This window comes from Sporomusaceae bacterium ACPt (assembly GCA_041428575.1).
Lineage (GTDB): Bacteria > Bacillota > Negativicutes > Sporomusales > Sporomusaceae > Sporomusa_D > Sporomusa_D carbonis.
Genome location: CP155570.1, coordinates 466017 through 479949, shown reverse-complemented (window position 1 = coordinate 479949; position 13933 = coordinate 466017). Strand labels below are relative to the sequence as shown.

Genomic DNA, 13933 nt, shown 5'->3' with positions numbered 1-13933 from the left:
TATGTTGGCTATTGCCATTTTGGAATTTATTCAGCAACTTGTTCTACAGTAACGAGGTGTTCTACTTTACGAACCATGCCTCTGATTACTGCGTTATCTTCCTGAACTACCGAGCTGTTGGTTTTTTTAAGACCTAATGCTTTTACGGTGGCACGCTGGTCTTCCGGTCTGCCAATCAGGCTACGGGTTAAAGTTATTTTAAGTTTCGCCATGGTGTTACCTCCTTAACCCAACAGTTCCTGAACAGTTTTGCCGCGCAAGCTGGCAACTTCTTCAGCGCGTTTAAGCTGGCTTAAGCCAACGATTGTAGCGCGAACCATGTTGTTGGCGTTAGATGAACCGAGCGATTTAGTCAAAATGTCATGAATGCCGGCAAGTTCAAGCACGGCACGGACTGGGCCGCCGGCAATTACGCCTGTACCTTCAGCGGCAGGCTTTAACAGCACTTTACCGGCACCAAACTCACCCATGATTTGATGAGGAATGGTGGTGCCGACAATGGGAACTTTAATCAAGTTTTTCTTGGCGTCTTCTACGCCTTTACGAATAGCTTCCGGTACTTCAGCAGCTTTACCCAGACCGAAGCCTACGTGTCCGTTGCCGTCGCCGACAACTACCAGGGCGCTGAAGGAAAAGCGTCTGCCGCCTTTAACTACCTTGGCAACCCGGTTGATGAATACTACTTTTTCTTTAAGATCAAGACCGGTATAATCAATTCTGGCCATTAATTTCCCTCCTTTTCTTAGAATTCAAGTCCAGCTTCGCGTGCGGCAGCTGCCAGAGCAGCCACGCGACCGTGATAAATATAACCGGCGCGGTCAAATACCACTTTAGTGATTCCTTTTTCGAGGGCGCGTTTGGCAATTGCTTCGCCTACAGCTTTGGCTGCCTCAATATTTCCGCCATACTCAATTTTACTACTTAGCTCTTTATCTAATGTGCTGGCCGATACCAAGGTAGTGCCAGTTTTATCATTGATAATTTGAGCGTAAATATGCTTCAAACTGCGGAATACGTTAAGACGCGGGCGTTCAACAGTACCAATCAGAGTTTTCCGTGCTCTTAATTGCCGCTTTTTGCGCGCGATGTTTTTGCTCGGTTTACGCAGCAAGGTGTTCACTCCTTTCGCTTGAATTACCTTTTATGAGTTTATTTCTTGCCTTTACCGCCGGCTTTACCGACTTTGCGGCGGATAACTTCCCCTTCGTATTTGATGCCTTTGCCTTTATACGGTTCTGGTTCGCGATAGCCGCGGATTTTAGCAGCAAGCGCACCAACCACTTCTTTGTCAATACCGGAAATAACAATTCGGTTGGGCTGAGGAACATCAATGGTGATACCTTTAGGCGGCTCCACTTCCAAAGGATGCGAGAAGCCTAAGGTAAGTGCCAGTTTTTGACCGGATTTAGCGGCACGATAACCAACGCCGGCAATCTCTAATGTCTTGGAGAAACCTTGCGTTACACCTGTTACCATGTTGCTTACTAAAGTCCGGGTCAAACCGTGGAGCGAACGGTGTTCTTTATTATCTGTAGGCCGCTTGACGTGAATAACATTGCCTTCCATTTCGATAATCATATCTTTATGGAGCTTGCGGGTCAGCTCGCCCTTAGGGCCTTTAACTGTTACTACGTTGTCATTGCCGATGGTTACGGTAACGCCAGCAGGAACAGTGATGGGACTCCTACCAATTCTAGACATATTGCACCTCCTGTATCACTAGACTACCAAACATATGCGATTACTTCGCCGCCCAGACCTTCTTTGCGAGCAGCTTTATCGGTCATGATGCCTTTGGATGTCGAGATAATCGCAATTCCAAGGCCGCCCAGTACGCGCGGCAACTGCTCTTTCTTAGCGTAAACGCGAAGACCTGGCTTAGAAATGCGCTTAATCCCAGTAATTACTTTTTCGCGATTTGGGCCATATTTTAAACTGACGCGAAGCATTCCCTGCTTGCCATCTTCAATCATGTCGTAGTCTCTGATAAAACCTTCGTCTTTCAGGATTTGTACTACGGCTTGCTTGATTTTCGATGCCGGAATTTCGACTTTATCGTGATAAACCGAGTTAGCATTGCGAATGCGTGTAAGCATATCGGCAATCGGATCGGTCATTACCATGTGTTAGAACCCCCTTCCTATATATTGCTGCACTACCAGCTTGCCTTGTTTACTCCAGGAATGGCGCCTTTGTAGCTCAGTTCCCGGAAACAAATCCGGCACATCTCAAATTTACGCATATATCCGTGCGGCCGGCCGCAGATTTTGCAGCGGTTGTACTTACGCACTTTAAATTTAGGCTCTCTTTTCCATTTTTCAATTAAAGCCTTCTTGGCCACCGAATTCCCTCCTTTTCTTACTGTTCCCTGTTCAGCTTGAAACTGTTCAGTAACGTCCAGGTGCTAGGCGCTGAAGGGCATGCCCATCAGTCTTAAGAGTTCGCGTGCTTCTTCATCAGTCTTGGCAGTGGTAACAATAATAATATCCATACCGCGGATTTTGTCTACTTTATCGTATTCAATCTCCGGAAAAATCAGTTGTTCTTTAACACCGAGGGTGTAGTTACCGCGACCGTCGAAGGCTTTCGGACTTACACCGCGGAAGTCGCGCACCCGGGGTAAAGAGATATTGAACAGTTTATCAAGGAACTGATACATCCGTTCTCCACGCAAGGTTACTTTGGCGCCGATTGGCATACCCGCGCGGATTTTAAAAGCTGCAATGGATTTTTTTGCTCTGGTTACTACCGGTTTTTGCCCGGCGATTAAAGTCATATCATTTACAGCCGCATCGAGAACTTTAGGATTGCCTACTGCTTCGCCAACACCCATATTGATAACCACTTTCTCGACTTTGGGAATTTCCATGACGTTTTTGTAGCCAAACTTCTGCATCATAGCTTGAGCTACTTCATTTATATATTTTTCTTTAAGTCTTGTAGCCATGAGTTAACCTCCTTTCAGGAAAGAATGGTGTTACTTATCCTTATCAATAACTTCGCCGCATTTTTTGCAGGCACGGGCGAACGAACCGCTGGCCAACTGGGATTTTTTAATGCGGGTAGGTTTATCACATGCCGGACATACCAGCATTACTTTGGAGGAAGCAATAGGAGCTTCTTTTACCATAATGCCACCTTGAGGAGCTTTGGGGCTCGGCTTGGTATGGCGCTTTACTTTATTTACTCCTTCTACCACTACTTTGCCTTTTTTCGGCAGAGCTTCCACGATTTTGCCTTGTTTGCCTTTGTCTTTGCCTGACAGTACGACGACTTTGTCGCCTTTTTTAACATGCAATTTTTGGGCTTCGGACACTTAAGGACACCTCCTTAATCTAGATAACTTCCGGTGCCAGTGAGATAATTTTCATGAAATCTTTGTCCCTGAGCTCGCGGGCTACTGGTCCAAATATCCGTGTACCTCTCGGGCTTTTATCTTCTTTAATAACAACTGCGGCGTTTTCATCAAACCGGATGTATGAACCGTCCGGGCGGCGCAGTCCCTTGTTTGAACGAACAACAACGGCTTTAACTACATCGCCTTTCTTGACAACGCCACCGGGTGTAGCGTCTTTTACGGATGCAACAATGACATCGCCAATGTTGGCATAGCGGCGGTATGAGCCACCCAATACGCGGATGCACATAATTTGTTTAGCGCCGGTATTGTCAGCAACATTCAGGATGGTCTGCTGTTGAATCATAGTGCTTATCCTCCTTCCTCGTGAAGCTCGCTGCGGTTAGTGCAGTTGAGCTTAGAAGCTTACTTGGCGTTTTGATTATATCTATTTTGCTCTCTCAATAACTTCTACCACGCGCCAGCGTTTTTCTTTGGACAGCGGTCGGGTTTCCATAATTTTTACGGTATCGCCGATATGGCTTTCGTTATTCTCGTCATGAGCTTTGAATTTTACTGTTTGTTTAACAGATTTATGGTACAGTGGGTGCCGTACTAAACGTTCAACGGCTACGACTACTGTTTTTTCCATTTTGTCGCTTACTACTTTGCCAATACGAACCTTGCGCTCGTTTCTTTCAACGGTCACTTTTACATTGCCTCCCTTCACTCATTAACATTGGGCCCAAAAGTTACTGGGCTTTAAGTTCACGTTGACGCTGAACGGTTTTGATGCGGGCAATTGTTTTCTTGACGGCAGGAATCCGCATGGGGTTATCCAATTGGCCGGTAGCGTGTTGGAACCGCAGGTTGAACAGTTCTTCTTTCAACTTGTTCAGTTTTTGATCAAGTTCGGCTGCAGTCATTTCGCGGATATCTTTAGCCTTCATTTGCTTCACCACCCACTTTAGCATTGACGCCCGGTGCGTCCATATCCAAATGAGCGGTATCCTCCCGCTTAACGAATTTGGTTTTAATAGGCAGTTTGTGTGCTGCCAGACGCATAGCTTCACGGGCTACTTCTTCAGCCACGCCGTCCATTTCAAACATCACACGGCCAGGCTTAACTACGGCTACCCAATATTCAGGTGAACCTTTACCGCTACCCATGCGGGTTTCAGCCGGTTTAGCAGTAATCGGCTTATCAGGGAATATCTTAATCCATACTTTACCACCACGTTTAATATAACGGGTCATGGCGATACGGGCTGCCTCGATTTGACGGTTGGTAATCCATGCCGGTTCAAGAGCAACAAGTCCGAATTCGCCGTGGGACACAGTATTGCCTTTATTGGCTTTACCGGTCATACGGCCGCGGAATTGTTTGCGGTGCTTTACTCTTTTTGGAATAAGCATTATTGTTCGCCCCCTTCAGTAGCGGCAGCGGCGACAACAGTCTTTTTGGCTTCAGGCAGAACTTCGCCTTTGTAAATCCAAACTTTTACGCCGATACGGCCATAGGTGGTATGAGCTTCTGCAGTACCATAATCAATGTCGGCACGCAGTGTATGCAGAGGAATGCTGCCTTCACGGTAGCTTTCGCTGCGGGCAATTTCAGCACCGCCTAAGCGTCCGCCAACCATTACTTTAATACCTTTTGCCCCCATACGCATAGTACGAGTTACTGCCTGCTTCATAGCCCGGCGGAACGCAACACGCTTTTCGAGCTGAGCGGCAATATTTTCAGCAACTAAAGTGGCATCAAGTTCGGCTTGCTTAATCTCGGCAATGTTAACATCAATATTTTTGCCGGTAAGGTCTTTCAGCCATTTCTTAATGGTTTCGATGCCGCTGCCGCCGCGACCGATAACCATACCGGGCTTTGCGGTATGAATAGTAACTTTCACCCGATTTGCCGCACGTTCAATAATAATTTGCGACACATTGGAAGTGTAAAGTTTTTCTTTCAGCATATCACGGATTTTGATATCTTCATGCAGGTTTTTAGCATAATCTTTGTCGGCATACCATTTTGCATCCCAAGTTTTGATAATGCCAAGGCGAAGACCATGCGGATTAACTTTTTGACCCACTAAATTTCCCTCCTTCGTCCTAGCTTATCTTTCTTTCACAACCAGTGTCACATGACTGGTACGCTTTAAAATCTTGAAGGCCTGGCCGCGTGAACGCGGATGAATGCGCTTTAAAGTTGGACCTTGGTCAACAAATGCCTGTGAAACATACAGTGCATCGGTATTCATGTCGTAGTTGTTTCCAGCATTGGCAACAGCTGATTTGAGTACCTTTTCCACAACTTCAGCTCCGACTTTCGGAGTATGTTTTAAAATTGCAAAAGCCTCGCCCACGTTCTTGCCGCGAATTAAGTCGATAACAATGCGGATTTTGCGGGGAGCAATGCGGATGTGTCTGGCAATTGCTTTAGCTTCCATTATTTAACCCCCTTCCGGCTGTAATCCCCGGATTTTGCTAAGAGTAGTTTACTTTACCCCAGTAGCCCGTTCTGAACCGCTGTGACCTTTATAAGTCCGGGTCGGCGCAAATTCGCCAAGCTTGTGTCCAACCATGTCTTCGGTAATATATACCGGTACGTGCTTGCGACCGTCGTGAACAGCAATGGTATGCCCGACAAAAGCAGGCAGGATTGTTGAACTGCGCGACCAGGTTTTAATCACTTTTTTATCATTTTTGGCATTAAGCGCATCAATCTTTTTCATCAAGCTTTCATGCACATAAGGTCCTTTTTTTACTGATCTTGACACCTAAATAGCCTCCTTTCGTGTGTTCGCTTGCGTTCGCGGGGTTCGCTTCGTTCGCGTTAGCCCTTGCGAACTTCGAACCTCGACTTATCGACTTACCGACTACTTACGTCTCTTAACTATCAACTTGTCAGAAGCTTTGCGTTTACGGGTTTTAGTACCCATAGCGCATTTACCCCACGGAGTAACCGGGTGCTTGCGGCCAACAGGCGAACGACCTTCGCCACCGCCATGCGGATGGTCGATCGGGTTCATAGCTACGCCGCGGTTAGCAGGACGAATACCCAGCCAACGCGAACGACCGGCTTTACCAATGGTAATGTTTTCATGTTCAAGGTTACCTACCTGACCAATAGTAGCCCGACAGTTGATATGAACTTTCCGGAGTTCGCCTGACGGCAGACGCAGAAGAGCATAGTTGCCTTCTTTCGCCATAAGTTGCGCGGCAGCACCGGCTGAACGGACCATTTGACCGCCTTTGCCAATTTTCATCTCAATATTATGCAAGAGAGTGCCCACCGGAATATTCTTCATAGGCAAAGCGTTACCTACCTTGATGTCAGCTTCCGGACCGCTCATAATGGTGTCGCCGACTTTTAAGCCGTTCGGAGCAAGGATATAACGTTTTTCACCGTCAGCATAGTTTAAGAGGGCAATCCGGGCTGAACGGTTAGGATCATATTCAATGGTAGCAACTTTTGCAGGAATACCGTCTTTATTGCGTTTAAAATCAATAATGCGGTACAGACGTTTATGCCCGCCGCCTTGATGCCGGACAGTCAAACGACCTTGCTGGTTACGGCCGGCGTGTTTTTGCAAACGCTCGGTCAAAGAACGCTCGGGACGATCTGCGGTAATATCCGAAAAATCGGCTACCGTCATAAATCTTCTGCCAGGAGCGTATGGTTTAAAACTTTTAACTGGCATGTGTGCCCCTCCTTTTTAGCAAAATTAATTAGACACCTTCAAAGAATTCAATGCGTTCGCCGGGAGCCAGTTTAACAATGGCTTTTTTGAAATCCGGACGCTTGCCGATATGCTTGCCCATACGTTTGGTCTTGCCTATTACCCGGATGGTATTGACGTCTAGAACTTTTACTTTAAAGATTTGTTCAACAGCCTGACGAATTTCAATTTTATTGGCTGCAAGCGGCACAATAAAGGTGTATTTGTTGTCAGCCATCATACTGGTGGTTTTCTCAGTGATATACGGCCGCAGGAGTATGTCGCGCGGGTTTGCCATTATGCCAGCACCTCCTCAATCTTTGCGACTGCATCTTTGGTTACCAGCACCTTATCATGGTACAGAAGGTCATAAACGTTAAGTCCAAGCGAACTAATGGCTTTTACACCGGGAATGTTGCGTGATGATTTTTCAACATTCTCGTTATTCTCGGCGGTGATGATGAGGGCTTTCGCGTCTTGGGCCTCAAAATTACCGAGGAATTTTACTACATCTTTGGTTTTAGGTTGAGCAAAGCTGATATCTTCGACAACCAGCAAGCCACCATCGTTAACTTTAGCAGTCAGTGCTGACTTAAGCGCCAGACGGCGGGCTTTGCGGGGCATGCTGAATTTGTAGCTGCGGGGAGTAGGACCAAATACGGTGCCGCCACCTACCCATAATGGGGAACGGATGCTGCCGGCTCTTGCCCGGCCGGTACCTTTTTGTTTCCAGGGTTTTCTACCGCCACCACGAACCATAGCTCTTGTCTTGGTCGCATGGGTACCTTGGCGCTGGCTGGCCAGTTGCATTACAACTGCCTGGTGAACAACGGCTTCATTTACTTCTACACCAAATACGCTATCATTAAGTTCGATTTCACCGGTTTGAGCACCGGTCATATCATATACTGCCACTTTCGGCATATAGCACATCCTCCTTTCGATGCTCGCAACCTGCGGTTTTACCTAAACCGCAAAGTTGCGATTACTTATTAGGTTTTACTGTATTTCTAACCATTACCAAACTGCCTTTCGCTCCGGGAATGGCACCCTTAATCAGGATAAGATTACGCGGAACATCCACGCGGACTACTTGCAGACGTTGTACAGTCACTTTCTGTCCGCCCATACGGCCTGGAAGTTTTTTACCTTTAAATACTTTACCACCGCCACCGCTCATCCGGGAGCCAATGGTGCCAGGTTCACGGTGAGACTTGGAACCATGGGCCATAGGTCCGCGTTTGAAGTTGTGCCGTTTGATGCCGCCGGCAAATCCTTTGCCTTTCGAAGTACCTGTTACATCAACAAGTTCACCTTCGCTGAAAACATCTGCATTCAGTACTTGACCAACTGTATATTCAGAGGCTCCAGGCAGACGCAACTCACGGATAAATTTTACCGGTTTGACGTTGGCCTTTGCAAAATGACCCTTCATCGGCTTATTAACATGTTTTTCTTTGACAGCGCCAAACCCGAGCTGCACTGCATTGTAGCCATCATTTTCAACTGTCTTGTTTTGCACTACGACGTTGGGGCCGGCTTCAATAACAGTAACCGGAATTACTTTGCCCTCAGCCGTAAAAATTTGAGTCATACCCAGTTTTTTCCCTAAAATTCCTTTAGCCATGTTCGCACCTCCTCCTACAGCTTGATTTCAATGTCCACACCGGCCGGCAAGTCAAGACGCATCAAAGCATCTACCGTCTTGGGGGTCGGCTCCAGAATGTCAATAAGACGCTTGTGGGTCCGCATTTCAAATTGCTCGCGGGAGTCTTTGTTGACATGGGGTGAACGCAAAATAGTGAAGATATTTTTCTCTGTAGGAAGCGGAATAGGGCCAGAAACCATAGCGCCGGTACGTTTTGCGGTTTCAACGATTTTAGCCGCACTTTGATCAAGCGCCTTGTGGTCGTACGCCTTGAGGCGAATTCTGATTTTTTGCTGTTTAGCCATTTATTTATTCCTCCTTATCGCCCAGTTTCTCTGAACGGACATTCTCGGTGGAAATTTCCCCGCGCGTGCGGGCCACCTTCCACGTCATCGCCGGTCAATATCCTGGCAAAAGGCGGCACCAGCCGCCCTTGCCAGATATTATGTTACAAAGCTTTATTACTCAACAACAGCGGTTACAACACCGGCGCCCACAGTACGGCCGCCTTCACGGATAGCAAACCGCAGGCCTTCTTCGATGGCTATCGGAGTGATAAGCTCAATGTTCATTTGGATGTTATCGCCAGGCATTACCATTTCTACGCCTTCCGGCAGGCTAACTACACCCGTTACGTCGGTTGTCCGGAAGTAGAACTGCGGACGGTAGCCGTTAAAAAACGGGGTGTGACGGCCGCCTTCTTCTTTGGACAGTACGTATACTTCGGATTTGAATTTGGTGTGCGGTTTTATTGTACCAGGCTTTGCCAATACTTGACCGCGCTCGATTTCTTTACGCTCTACACCACGGAGCAGGGCGCCGATGTTGTCGCCGGCCACTGCTTGGTCTAACAGCTTGCGGAACATTTCTACGCCGGTTACTACCGTGGATTTCGGTTTTTCCGTCATACCTACGATTTCAACGGTATCCCCGACTTTTACTACGCCGCGCTCCACACGGCCGGTAGCAACTGTTCCACGACCGGTAATGGTAAATACGTCTTCTACCGGCATCAGGAAGGTTTTGTCGGTATCACGTTCCGGAGTCGGAATGTATTCGTCAACTTTGTCCATCAGTTCATGGATTTTGCCGCACCATTGGCATTCCCGTTTAGCGCAGCCGCAGTTTAAGGCTTGAACGGCAGAACCGGATACTACCGGGATGTCGTCACCCGGGAATTCGTAGCTGGATAACAGTTCACGAACTTCCATTTCTACCAGTTCCATAAGTTCAGCGTCATCAACCAGGTCAGCTTTGTTTAAAAAGACAACCATGGCCGGTACGCCTACTTGGCGGGACAGCAGGATATGTTCACGGGTTTGCGGCATAGGGCCGTCAGCAGCCGATACTACCAGAATTGCACCGTCCATCTGGGCGGCGCCGGTGATCATGTTTTTAACGTAGTCAGCGTGGCCCGGGCAGTCAACGTGCGCATAGTGACGCTTTTCGGTTTCATACTCAACGTGAGCGGTGTTGATGGTAATACCGCGCTCTCTTTCTTCCGGCGCTTTGTCGATTTGGTCATACGCCATGAACTCGGCGCCGCCGTGTTTGGAGAGGGTCAGGGTGATAGCAGCTGTCAGTGAAGTTTTGCCATGGTCAACGTGACCGATGGTTCCAATGTTAACGTGCGGTTTGTTTCTTTCAAACTTTTTCTTAGCCATTGAGTGTTACCTCCTAAGTTTATTACTTAAAATTTAGGTAAGCAATGTAAGTAGCGGGTTATGCACCTTTGTGTTTCGCTGAAATAGCTTCAGCGATGTTTTTCGGCACTTCTTCATAATGGTCAAATTCCATTGAATAGTTGCCGCGACCTTGGGTCTTTGAACGCAGGTCGGTTGCGTAGCCGAACATCTCGGAAAGCGGTACAAACGCTTTTATGGATTGAGCACCGGCACGCGCTTCCATACCCTCGATGCGCCCCCGGCGAGAGTTCAAGTCGCCGATAACATCGCCCATGTACTCTTCAGGGACAACAACTTCAACCTTCATATAAGGTTCAAGAATGACCGGATTGGCTTTGGCCGCACCAGCTTTAAAGCCCATTGAACCAGCGATTTTGAAGGCCATCTCTGAGGAGTCTACATCATGATATGAACCGTCATACACGGTTACCTTGACGTCAACCACCGGATATCCGGCCAATACGCCAGATTCCATGGCTTCTTTAACACCGGCTTCAACCGGGGCGATGTATTCTTTCGGAATAGCGCCGCCAACAACTTTATTTTCAAAAATAAAGCCTTGACCGGGTTCTAAGGGTTCAATTTCCAGCCAGCAGTGACCGTATTGACCACGACCGCCGGATTGTCGAACAAATTTACCTTCGGCTTTAACAGCTTTACGGATGGTTTCGCGGTAAGCAACCTGAGGTTTGCCCACATTGCATTCTACCTTGAATTCCCGGAGCATCCTGTCAACGATAATCTCAAGATGCAGTTCGCCCATACCTGAGATAATGGTCTGTCCGGTTTCCGGGTCAGTGTGCATTCTGAAGGTAGGGTCTTCTTCCGAAAGCCTGCTGAGCGCGGCGCCCATTTTTTCTTGGTCAGCTTTGGTCTTAGGCTCAACAGCTATGTGGATAACCGGCTCAGGGAAGACCATGGATTCCAGGATAATAACGTTTTTGTCATCACACAGCGTGTCACCGGTAGTGGTATCTTTGAGACCTACCGCAGCGGCAATGTCGCCGGTGTAAACCTCTTCAATTTCTTCCCGGTGATTGGCATGCATTTGAAGAATCCGCCCGATGCGCTCCCGTTTGCCTTTAGTGGAGTTATACACATAGGAACCGGAAGACAGTTGACCGGAGTATACCCTGAAGAAGGCTAATTTGCCGACATAGGGGTCAGCCATGATTTTAAATGCTAACGCCGAGAACGGCAGACTATCATCAGCTTTACGCTCGTCTTCTTCACCGGTATCAGGGTTAATACCCTTAATGGCCGGAATATCAGTAGGAGCAGGCATATAAGCAACAACTGCGTCCAACAGCGGCTGTACGCCCTTGTTTTTATAAGAAGATCCGCAGAGGACCGGTGTCATTTTGCAGGCAATGGTAGCTTTGCGAATGGCTGCTTTGATTTCCTCGACGGTAAGTTCTTCACCTTCAAGATATTTCATCATCAGCTCATCATCGCTTTCAGCGACGGCATCTAAAAGGTTTTGGCGGTACAATTCAACGTTTTCCATCATGTCTTCAGGAATATCGGTAGCTTCGCTTACCTTACCCAGGTCATCGGTGTAAATAACCGCTTTCATCTCAACAAGGTCTACAAAACCCTTAAAGGTGTCTTCAAAGCCAATCGGCAGTTGAATTGGTACTGCATTAGCACCAAGACGGCTTTTCATCATATCGACAACCCGGTAAAAGTCAGCACCGATGATGTCCATTTTGTTTACATAGGCAATACGAGGAACGCCATATTTGTCAGCCTGACGCCATACTGTCTCTGACTGCGGTTCTACGCCGCCTTTGGCACAAAATACCGCAACAGAGCCGTCAAGTACCCTTAGCGAACGTTCTACTTCAACTGTAAAGTCCACGTGTCCTGGCGTGTCAATGATGTTAATACGATGCCCCTTCCACTGGGCTGTAGTGGCCGCCGAGGTAATCGTTATACCTCTTTCTTGTTCCTGCACCATCCAGTCCATAGTCGCAGCGCCGTCATGAACTTCGCCAATTTTGTGTACTCTGCCGGTATAAAATAGTATGCGTTCGGTGGTAGTGGTCTTGCCGGCGTCTATGTGCGCCATGATGCCGATGTTCCGCGTCTTTTCGAGAGGAAACTTTCGGGCCACTATTTTCACTCCTTAGTATTATGGGTTCGTATATTCGCCTGTTCGCGCATTCGATTTAAGAGCGGGTTGCTTGCGCAACCCTCCAATCGAACTTCGAACCTCGAACCTCGAATTTTTACCAGCGGTAATGCGCAAAAGCTTTATTAGCTTCAGCCATTTTGTGAGTATCTTCACGCTTTTTAACTGCAGCGCCGGTGTTATTGGCAGCATCCATCAATTCTGAAGCAAGACGCTCGTGCATGGTCTTTTCACCGCGAGCGCGGGCATAATTAACCAGCCAGCGGATGCCGAGCGACAGTTTGCGGTCAGGACGTACTTCAACAGGCACTTGGTAGTTAGCGCCACCTACACGGCGGGCACGAACCTCAAGAACCGGCATAACGTTTTTGAGAGCAGTTTCAAAAACTTCCATCGGATCTTTACCGGTTTTAGCGCGAATGGTTTCAAATGCGTCATATACTATGTTTTCGGCAACACCTTTTTTGCCGTCTAACATAACTTTGTTGATAAATCTGGTTACAAGCTTGGAGTTATATACCGGATCCGGCAATACATCCCGCTTGGGAACAGGACCTTTTCTTGGCATCAGTATCCCTCCTTCTTCCAAAACTCTGCAGCATTTCTAGCGGCTATTTCTTGCCCCGTTTAGCACCGTATTTAGAGCGGCCTTGGTTGCGTTTGGCAACACCGGCGGTGTCAAGAGCGCCGCGAATAATGTGATAACGTACACCTGGCAAGTCTTTTACCCTACCACCGCGGATAAGCACAACTGAGTGCTCCTGCAAGTTGTGACCGATACCCGGAATGTAGGCAGTTACTTCTATACCGTTAGTTAAGCGTACACGGGCAACCTTGCGAAGTGCAGAGTTAGGTTTTTTCGGAGTAGTTGTATATACCCTCGTGCATACACCACGTTTTTGCGGACATTCTTTAAGTGCGGGAGCAGTGGATTTTTTCTCCAATTGTTCCCGGCTTTTGCGTACTAACTGACTAATTGTCGGCATTTTTTAGCGCACCTCCTTCCCCAATCTCGTTATTTATTATTAAAAATTTCGCCTGCTGGTAATATAGTAGGCAAAATTGTTAACACAACTTGTCACATGCTTTATTTTAGCAAAGCTACAGCTGCAGCGCCCACTTCAATGCCACAGGCTTTACCAAGCTCACTCATAGTTACCCCAGTATCAACCTGAACACCTTTTTGCTCACATATCTGCACAAGCGGCGCTACTATCCGGCGGTCAGCGTCGTCAGCAAGGTATACTTTGGCAGCCAGACCTTTTTCCACAGCCCGCGCTGTTTGCTTAGCGCCAATGGCTTTTTTTCCAGCCTTTAAACCTTCAAGCTCCTCACTGTTCACTCATTCCAACTCCTTCGGAAAAATGGACATTGTTTCAAGACACTCTAATATATTATCATTTAGGT

General features: G+C 47.6%; 25 protein-coding genes. All 25 read right to left on the bottom strand.

Features of this window, described 5'->3' with window-relative positions:
* Positions 1–26: 26 nt before the first annotated feature.
* Positions 27–212, bottom strand: a complete 186-nt coding sequence (gene rpmD / locus SCACP_RS02280) for a 50S ribosomal protein L30 (RefSeq protein ID WP_425059826.1) — start codon at positions 210–212, stop codon at positions 27–29.
* Positions 213–224: 12 nt separating this feature from the next.
* Positions 225–725: a 30S ribosomal protein S5 gene (gene rpsE, locus SCACP_RS02275; RefSeq protein ID WP_425059825.1), complete on the bottom strand. Its 501-nt coding sequence runs from the start codon at positions 723–725 to the stop codon at positions 225–227.
* Positions 726–742: 17 nt separating this feature from the next.
* On the bottom strand, positions 743–1111 hold the full coding sequence (gene rplR, locus SCACP_RS02270) for a 50S ribosomal protein L18 (RefSeq protein WP_425059824.1): 369 nt from the start codon (positions 1109–1111) through the stop codon (positions 743–745).
* Positions 1112–1149: 38 nt separating this feature from the next.
* Positions 1150–1701, bottom strand: coding sequence for a 50S ribosomal protein L6 (gene rplF / locus SCACP_RS02265; RefSeq protein WP_425059823.1), 552 nt, complete (start codon positions 1699–1701; stop codon positions 1150–1152).
* Positions 1702–1724: 23 nt separating this feature from the next.
* The gene (gene rpsH, locus SCACP_RS02260; RefSeq protein WP_425059822.1) at positions 1725–2123 is read right to left on the bottom strand and encodes a 30S ribosomal protein S8; all 399 of its coding nucleotides are present in this window, start codon (positions 2121–2123) and stop codon (positions 1725–1727) included.
* 32 nt (positions 2124–2155) lie between these two features.
* A complete protein-coding gene (locus tag SCACP_RS02255; RefSeq protein WP_425059821.1) occupies positions 2156–2341 on the bottom strand; it encodes a type Z 30S ribosomal protein S14 in 186 nt (61 codons plus the stop codon).
* Between the two features lie 63 nt (positions 2342–2404).
* The gene (gene rplE / locus SCACP_RS02250; RefSeq protein ID WP_425059820.1) at positions 2405–2947 is read right to left on the bottom strand and encodes a 50S ribosomal protein L5; all 543 of its coding nucleotides are present in this window, start codon (positions 2945–2947) and stop codon (positions 2405–2407) included.
* A 30-nt stretch (positions 2948–2977) separates the two neighbouring features.
* Complete coding sequence (rplX, locus tag SCACP_RS02245; protein WP_425059819.1) at positions 2978–3316, bottom strand: 50S ribosomal protein L24; 339 nt, start codon at positions 3314–3316, stop codon at positions 2978–2980.
* Between the two features lie 19 nt (positions 3317–3335).
* Positions 3336–3704: a 50S ribosomal protein L14 gene (rplN, locus tag SCACP_RS02240; protein ID WP_371376826.1), complete on the bottom strand. Its 369-nt coding sequence runs from the start codon at positions 3702–3704 to the stop codon at positions 3336–3338.
* An 81-nt stretch (positions 3705–3785) separates the two neighbouring features.
* Positions 3786–4046, bottom strand: coding sequence for a 30S ribosomal protein S17 (gene rpsQ, locus SCACP_RS02235; protein WP_425059818.1), 261 nt, complete (start codon positions 4044–4046; stop codon positions 3786–3788).
* Between the two features lie 43 nt (positions 4047–4089).
* Positions 4090–4287, bottom strand: coding sequence for a 50S ribosomal protein L29 (gene rpmC, locus SCACP_RS02230; protein ID WP_425059817.1), 198 nt, complete (start codon positions 4285–4287; stop codon positions 4090–4092).
* The gene (gene rplP, locus SCACP_RS02225; RefSeq protein ID WP_425059816.1) at positions 4277–4753 is read right to left on the bottom strand and encodes a 50S ribosomal protein L16; all 477 of its coding nucleotides are present in this window, start codon (positions 4751–4753) and stop codon (positions 4277–4279) included. The genes rpmC and rplP overlap by 11 nt, the downstream gene beginning before the upstream one ends.
* Positions 4753–5430 carry a 30S ribosomal protein S3 gene (gene rpsC / locus SCACP_RS02220; RefSeq protein WP_425059815.1) on the bottom strand — a complete coding sequence of 226 codons (678 nt, stop codon included), beginning with the start codon at positions 5428–5430 and terminating at the stop codon, positions 4753–4755. Before rpsC ends, rplP begins: the two co-directional genes overlap by 1 nt.
* Before the next feature lie 24 nt (positions 5431–5454).
* Positions 5455–5787 carry a 50S ribosomal protein L22 gene (gene rplV / locus SCACP_RS02215; RefSeq protein WP_425059814.1) on the bottom strand — a complete coding sequence of 111 codons (333 nt, stop codon included), beginning with the start codon at positions 5785–5787 and terminating at the stop codon, positions 5455–5457.
* A 48-nt stretch (positions 5788–5835) separates the two neighbouring features.
* Entirely contained in the window at positions 5836–6117 is a 282-nt protein-coding gene (rpsS, locus tag SCACP_RS02210) for a 30S ribosomal protein S19 (protein ID WP_425059813.1), read from the bottom strand.
* A 99-nt stretch (positions 6118–6216) separates the two neighbouring features.
* Complete coding sequence (gene rplB / locus SCACP_RS02205; RefSeq protein ID WP_425059812.1) at positions 6217–7041, bottom strand: 50S ribosomal protein L2; 825 nt, start codon at positions 7039–7041, stop codon at positions 6217–6219.
* A 28-nt stretch (positions 7042–7069) separates the two neighbouring features.
* Positions 7070–7357: a 50S ribosomal protein L23 gene (gene rplW / locus SCACP_RS02200; RefSeq protein WP_425059811.1), complete on the bottom strand. Its 288-nt coding sequence runs from the start codon at positions 7355–7357 to the stop codon at positions 7070–7072.
* Complete coding sequence (gene rplD, locus SCACP_RS02195; protein ID WP_425059810.1) at positions 7357–7983, bottom strand: 50S ribosomal protein L4; 627 nt, start codon at positions 7981–7983, stop codon at positions 7357–7359. The genes rplW and rplD overlap by 1 nt, the downstream gene beginning before the upstream one ends.
* A gap of 61 nt (positions 7984–8044) precedes the next feature.
* Entirely contained in the window at positions 8045–8686 is a 642-nt protein-coding gene (rplC, locus tag SCACP_RS02190; protein WP_425059809.1) for a 50S ribosomal protein L3, read from the bottom strand.
* A gap of 14 nt (positions 8687–8700) precedes the next feature.
* Positions 8701–9012 (bottom strand): 30S ribosomal protein S10, encoded by a 312-nt coding sequence (gene rpsJ, locus SCACP_RS02185; RefSeq protein ID WP_021168692.1) that lies wholly within the window; start codon positions 9010–9012, stop codon positions 8701–8703.
* 156 nt (positions 9013–9168) lie between these two features.
* Complete coding sequence (gene tuf, locus SCACP_RS02180; RefSeq protein ID WP_425059795.1) at positions 9169–10371, bottom strand: elongation factor Tu; 1203 nt, start codon at positions 10369–10371, stop codon at positions 9169–9171.
* A gap of 58 nt (positions 10372–10429) precedes the next feature.
* Entirely contained in the window at positions 10430–12508 is a 2079-nt protein-coding gene (fusA, locus tag SCACP_RS02175; protein WP_425059808.1) for an elongation factor G, read from the bottom strand.
* A gap of 115 nt (positions 12509–12623) precedes the next feature.
* Complete coding sequence (gene rpsG, locus SCACP_RS02170; RefSeq protein WP_425059807.1) at positions 12624–13094, bottom strand: 30S ribosomal protein S7; 471 nt, start codon at positions 13092–13094, stop codon at positions 12624–12626.
* A gap of 43 nt (positions 13095–13137) precedes the next feature.
* Complete coding sequence (rpsL, locus tag SCACP_RS02165) at positions 13138–13512, bottom strand: 30S ribosomal protein S12 (protein ID WP_425059806.1); 375 nt, start codon at positions 13510–13512, stop codon at positions 13138–13140.
* 101 nt (positions 13513–13613) lie between these two features.
* On the bottom strand, positions 13614–13868 hold the full coding sequence (locus SCACP_RS02160; protein ID WP_425059805.1) for a ribosomal L7Ae/L30e/S12e/Gadd45 family protein: 255 nt from the start codon (positions 13866–13868) through the stop codon (positions 13614–13616).
* Positions 13869–13933 lie beyond the last annotated feature (65 nt).

What these genes read in the sequence shown, in the direction of transcription:
- rpmD (WP_425059826.1), bottom strand. Translation starts at nt 212, where the DNA reads ATGGCGAAACTTAAAATAACTTTAACCCGTAGCCTGATTGGCAGACCG.
- rpsE (WP_425059825.1), bottom strand. Translation starts at nt 725, where the DNA reads ATGGCCAGAATTGATTATACCGGTCTTGATCTTAAAGAAAAAGTAGTA.
- rplF (WP_425059823.1), bottom strand. Translation starts at nt 1,701, where the DNA reads ATGTCTAGAATTGGTAGGAGTCCCATCACTGTTCCTGCTGGCGTTACC.
- rpsH (WP_425059822.1), bottom strand. Translation starts at nt 2,123, where the DNA reads ATGGTAATGACCGATCCGATTGCCGATATGCTTACACGCATTCGCAAT.
- rplE (WP_425059820.1), bottom strand. Translation starts at nt 2,947, where the DNA reads ATGGCTACAAGACTTAAAGAAAAATATATAAATGAAGTAGCTCAAGCT.
- rplN (WP_371376826.1), bottom strand. Translation starts at nt 3,704, where the DNA reads ATGATTCAACAGCAGACCATCCTGAATGTTGCTGACAATACCGGCGCT.
- rpmC (WP_425059817.1), bottom strand. Translation starts at nt 4,287, where the DNA reads ATGAAGGCTAAAGATATCCGCGAAATGACTGCAGCCGAACTTGATCAA.
- rplP (WP_425059816.1), bottom strand. Translation starts at nt 4,753, where the DNA reads ATGCTTATTCCAAAAAGAGTAAAGCACCGCAAACAATTCCGCGGCCGT.
- rplV (WP_425059814.1), bottom strand. Translation starts at nt 5,787, where the DNA reads ATGGAAGCTAAAGCAATTGCCAGACACATCCGCATTGCTCCCCGCAAA.
- rplB (WP_425059812.1), bottom strand. Translation starts at nt 7,041, where the DNA reads ATGCCAGTTAAAAGTTTTAAACCATACGCTCCTGGCAGAAGATTTATG.
- rplW (WP_425059811.1), bottom strand. Translation starts at nt 7,357, where the DNA reads ATGGCAAACCCGCGCGACATACTCCTGCGGCCGTATATCACTGAGAAA.
- rplD (WP_425059810.1), bottom strand. Translation starts at nt 7,983, where the DNA reads ATGCCGAAAGTGGCAGTATATGATATGACCGGTGCTCAAACCGGTGAA.
- rplC (WP_425059809.1), bottom strand. Translation starts at nt 8,686, where the DNA reads ATGGCTAAAGGAATTTTAGGGAAAAAACTGGGTATGACTCAAATTTTT.
- rpsJ (WP_021168692.1), bottom strand. Translation starts at nt 9,012, where the DNA reads ATGGCTAAACAGCAAAAAATCAGAATTCGCCTCAAGGCGTACGACCAC.
- tuf (WP_425059795.1), bottom strand. Translation starts at nt 10,371, where the DNA reads ATGGCTAAGAAAAAGTTTGAAAGAAACAAACCGCACGTTAACATTGGA.
- rpsG (WP_425059807.1), bottom strand. Translation starts at nt 13,094, where the DNA reads ATGCCAAGAAAAGGTCCTGTTCCCAAGCGGGATGTATTGCCGGATCCG.
- rpsL (WP_425059806.1), bottom strand. Translation starts at nt 13,512, where the DNA reads ATGCCGACAATTAGTCAGTTAGTACGCAAAAGCCGGGAACAATTGGAG.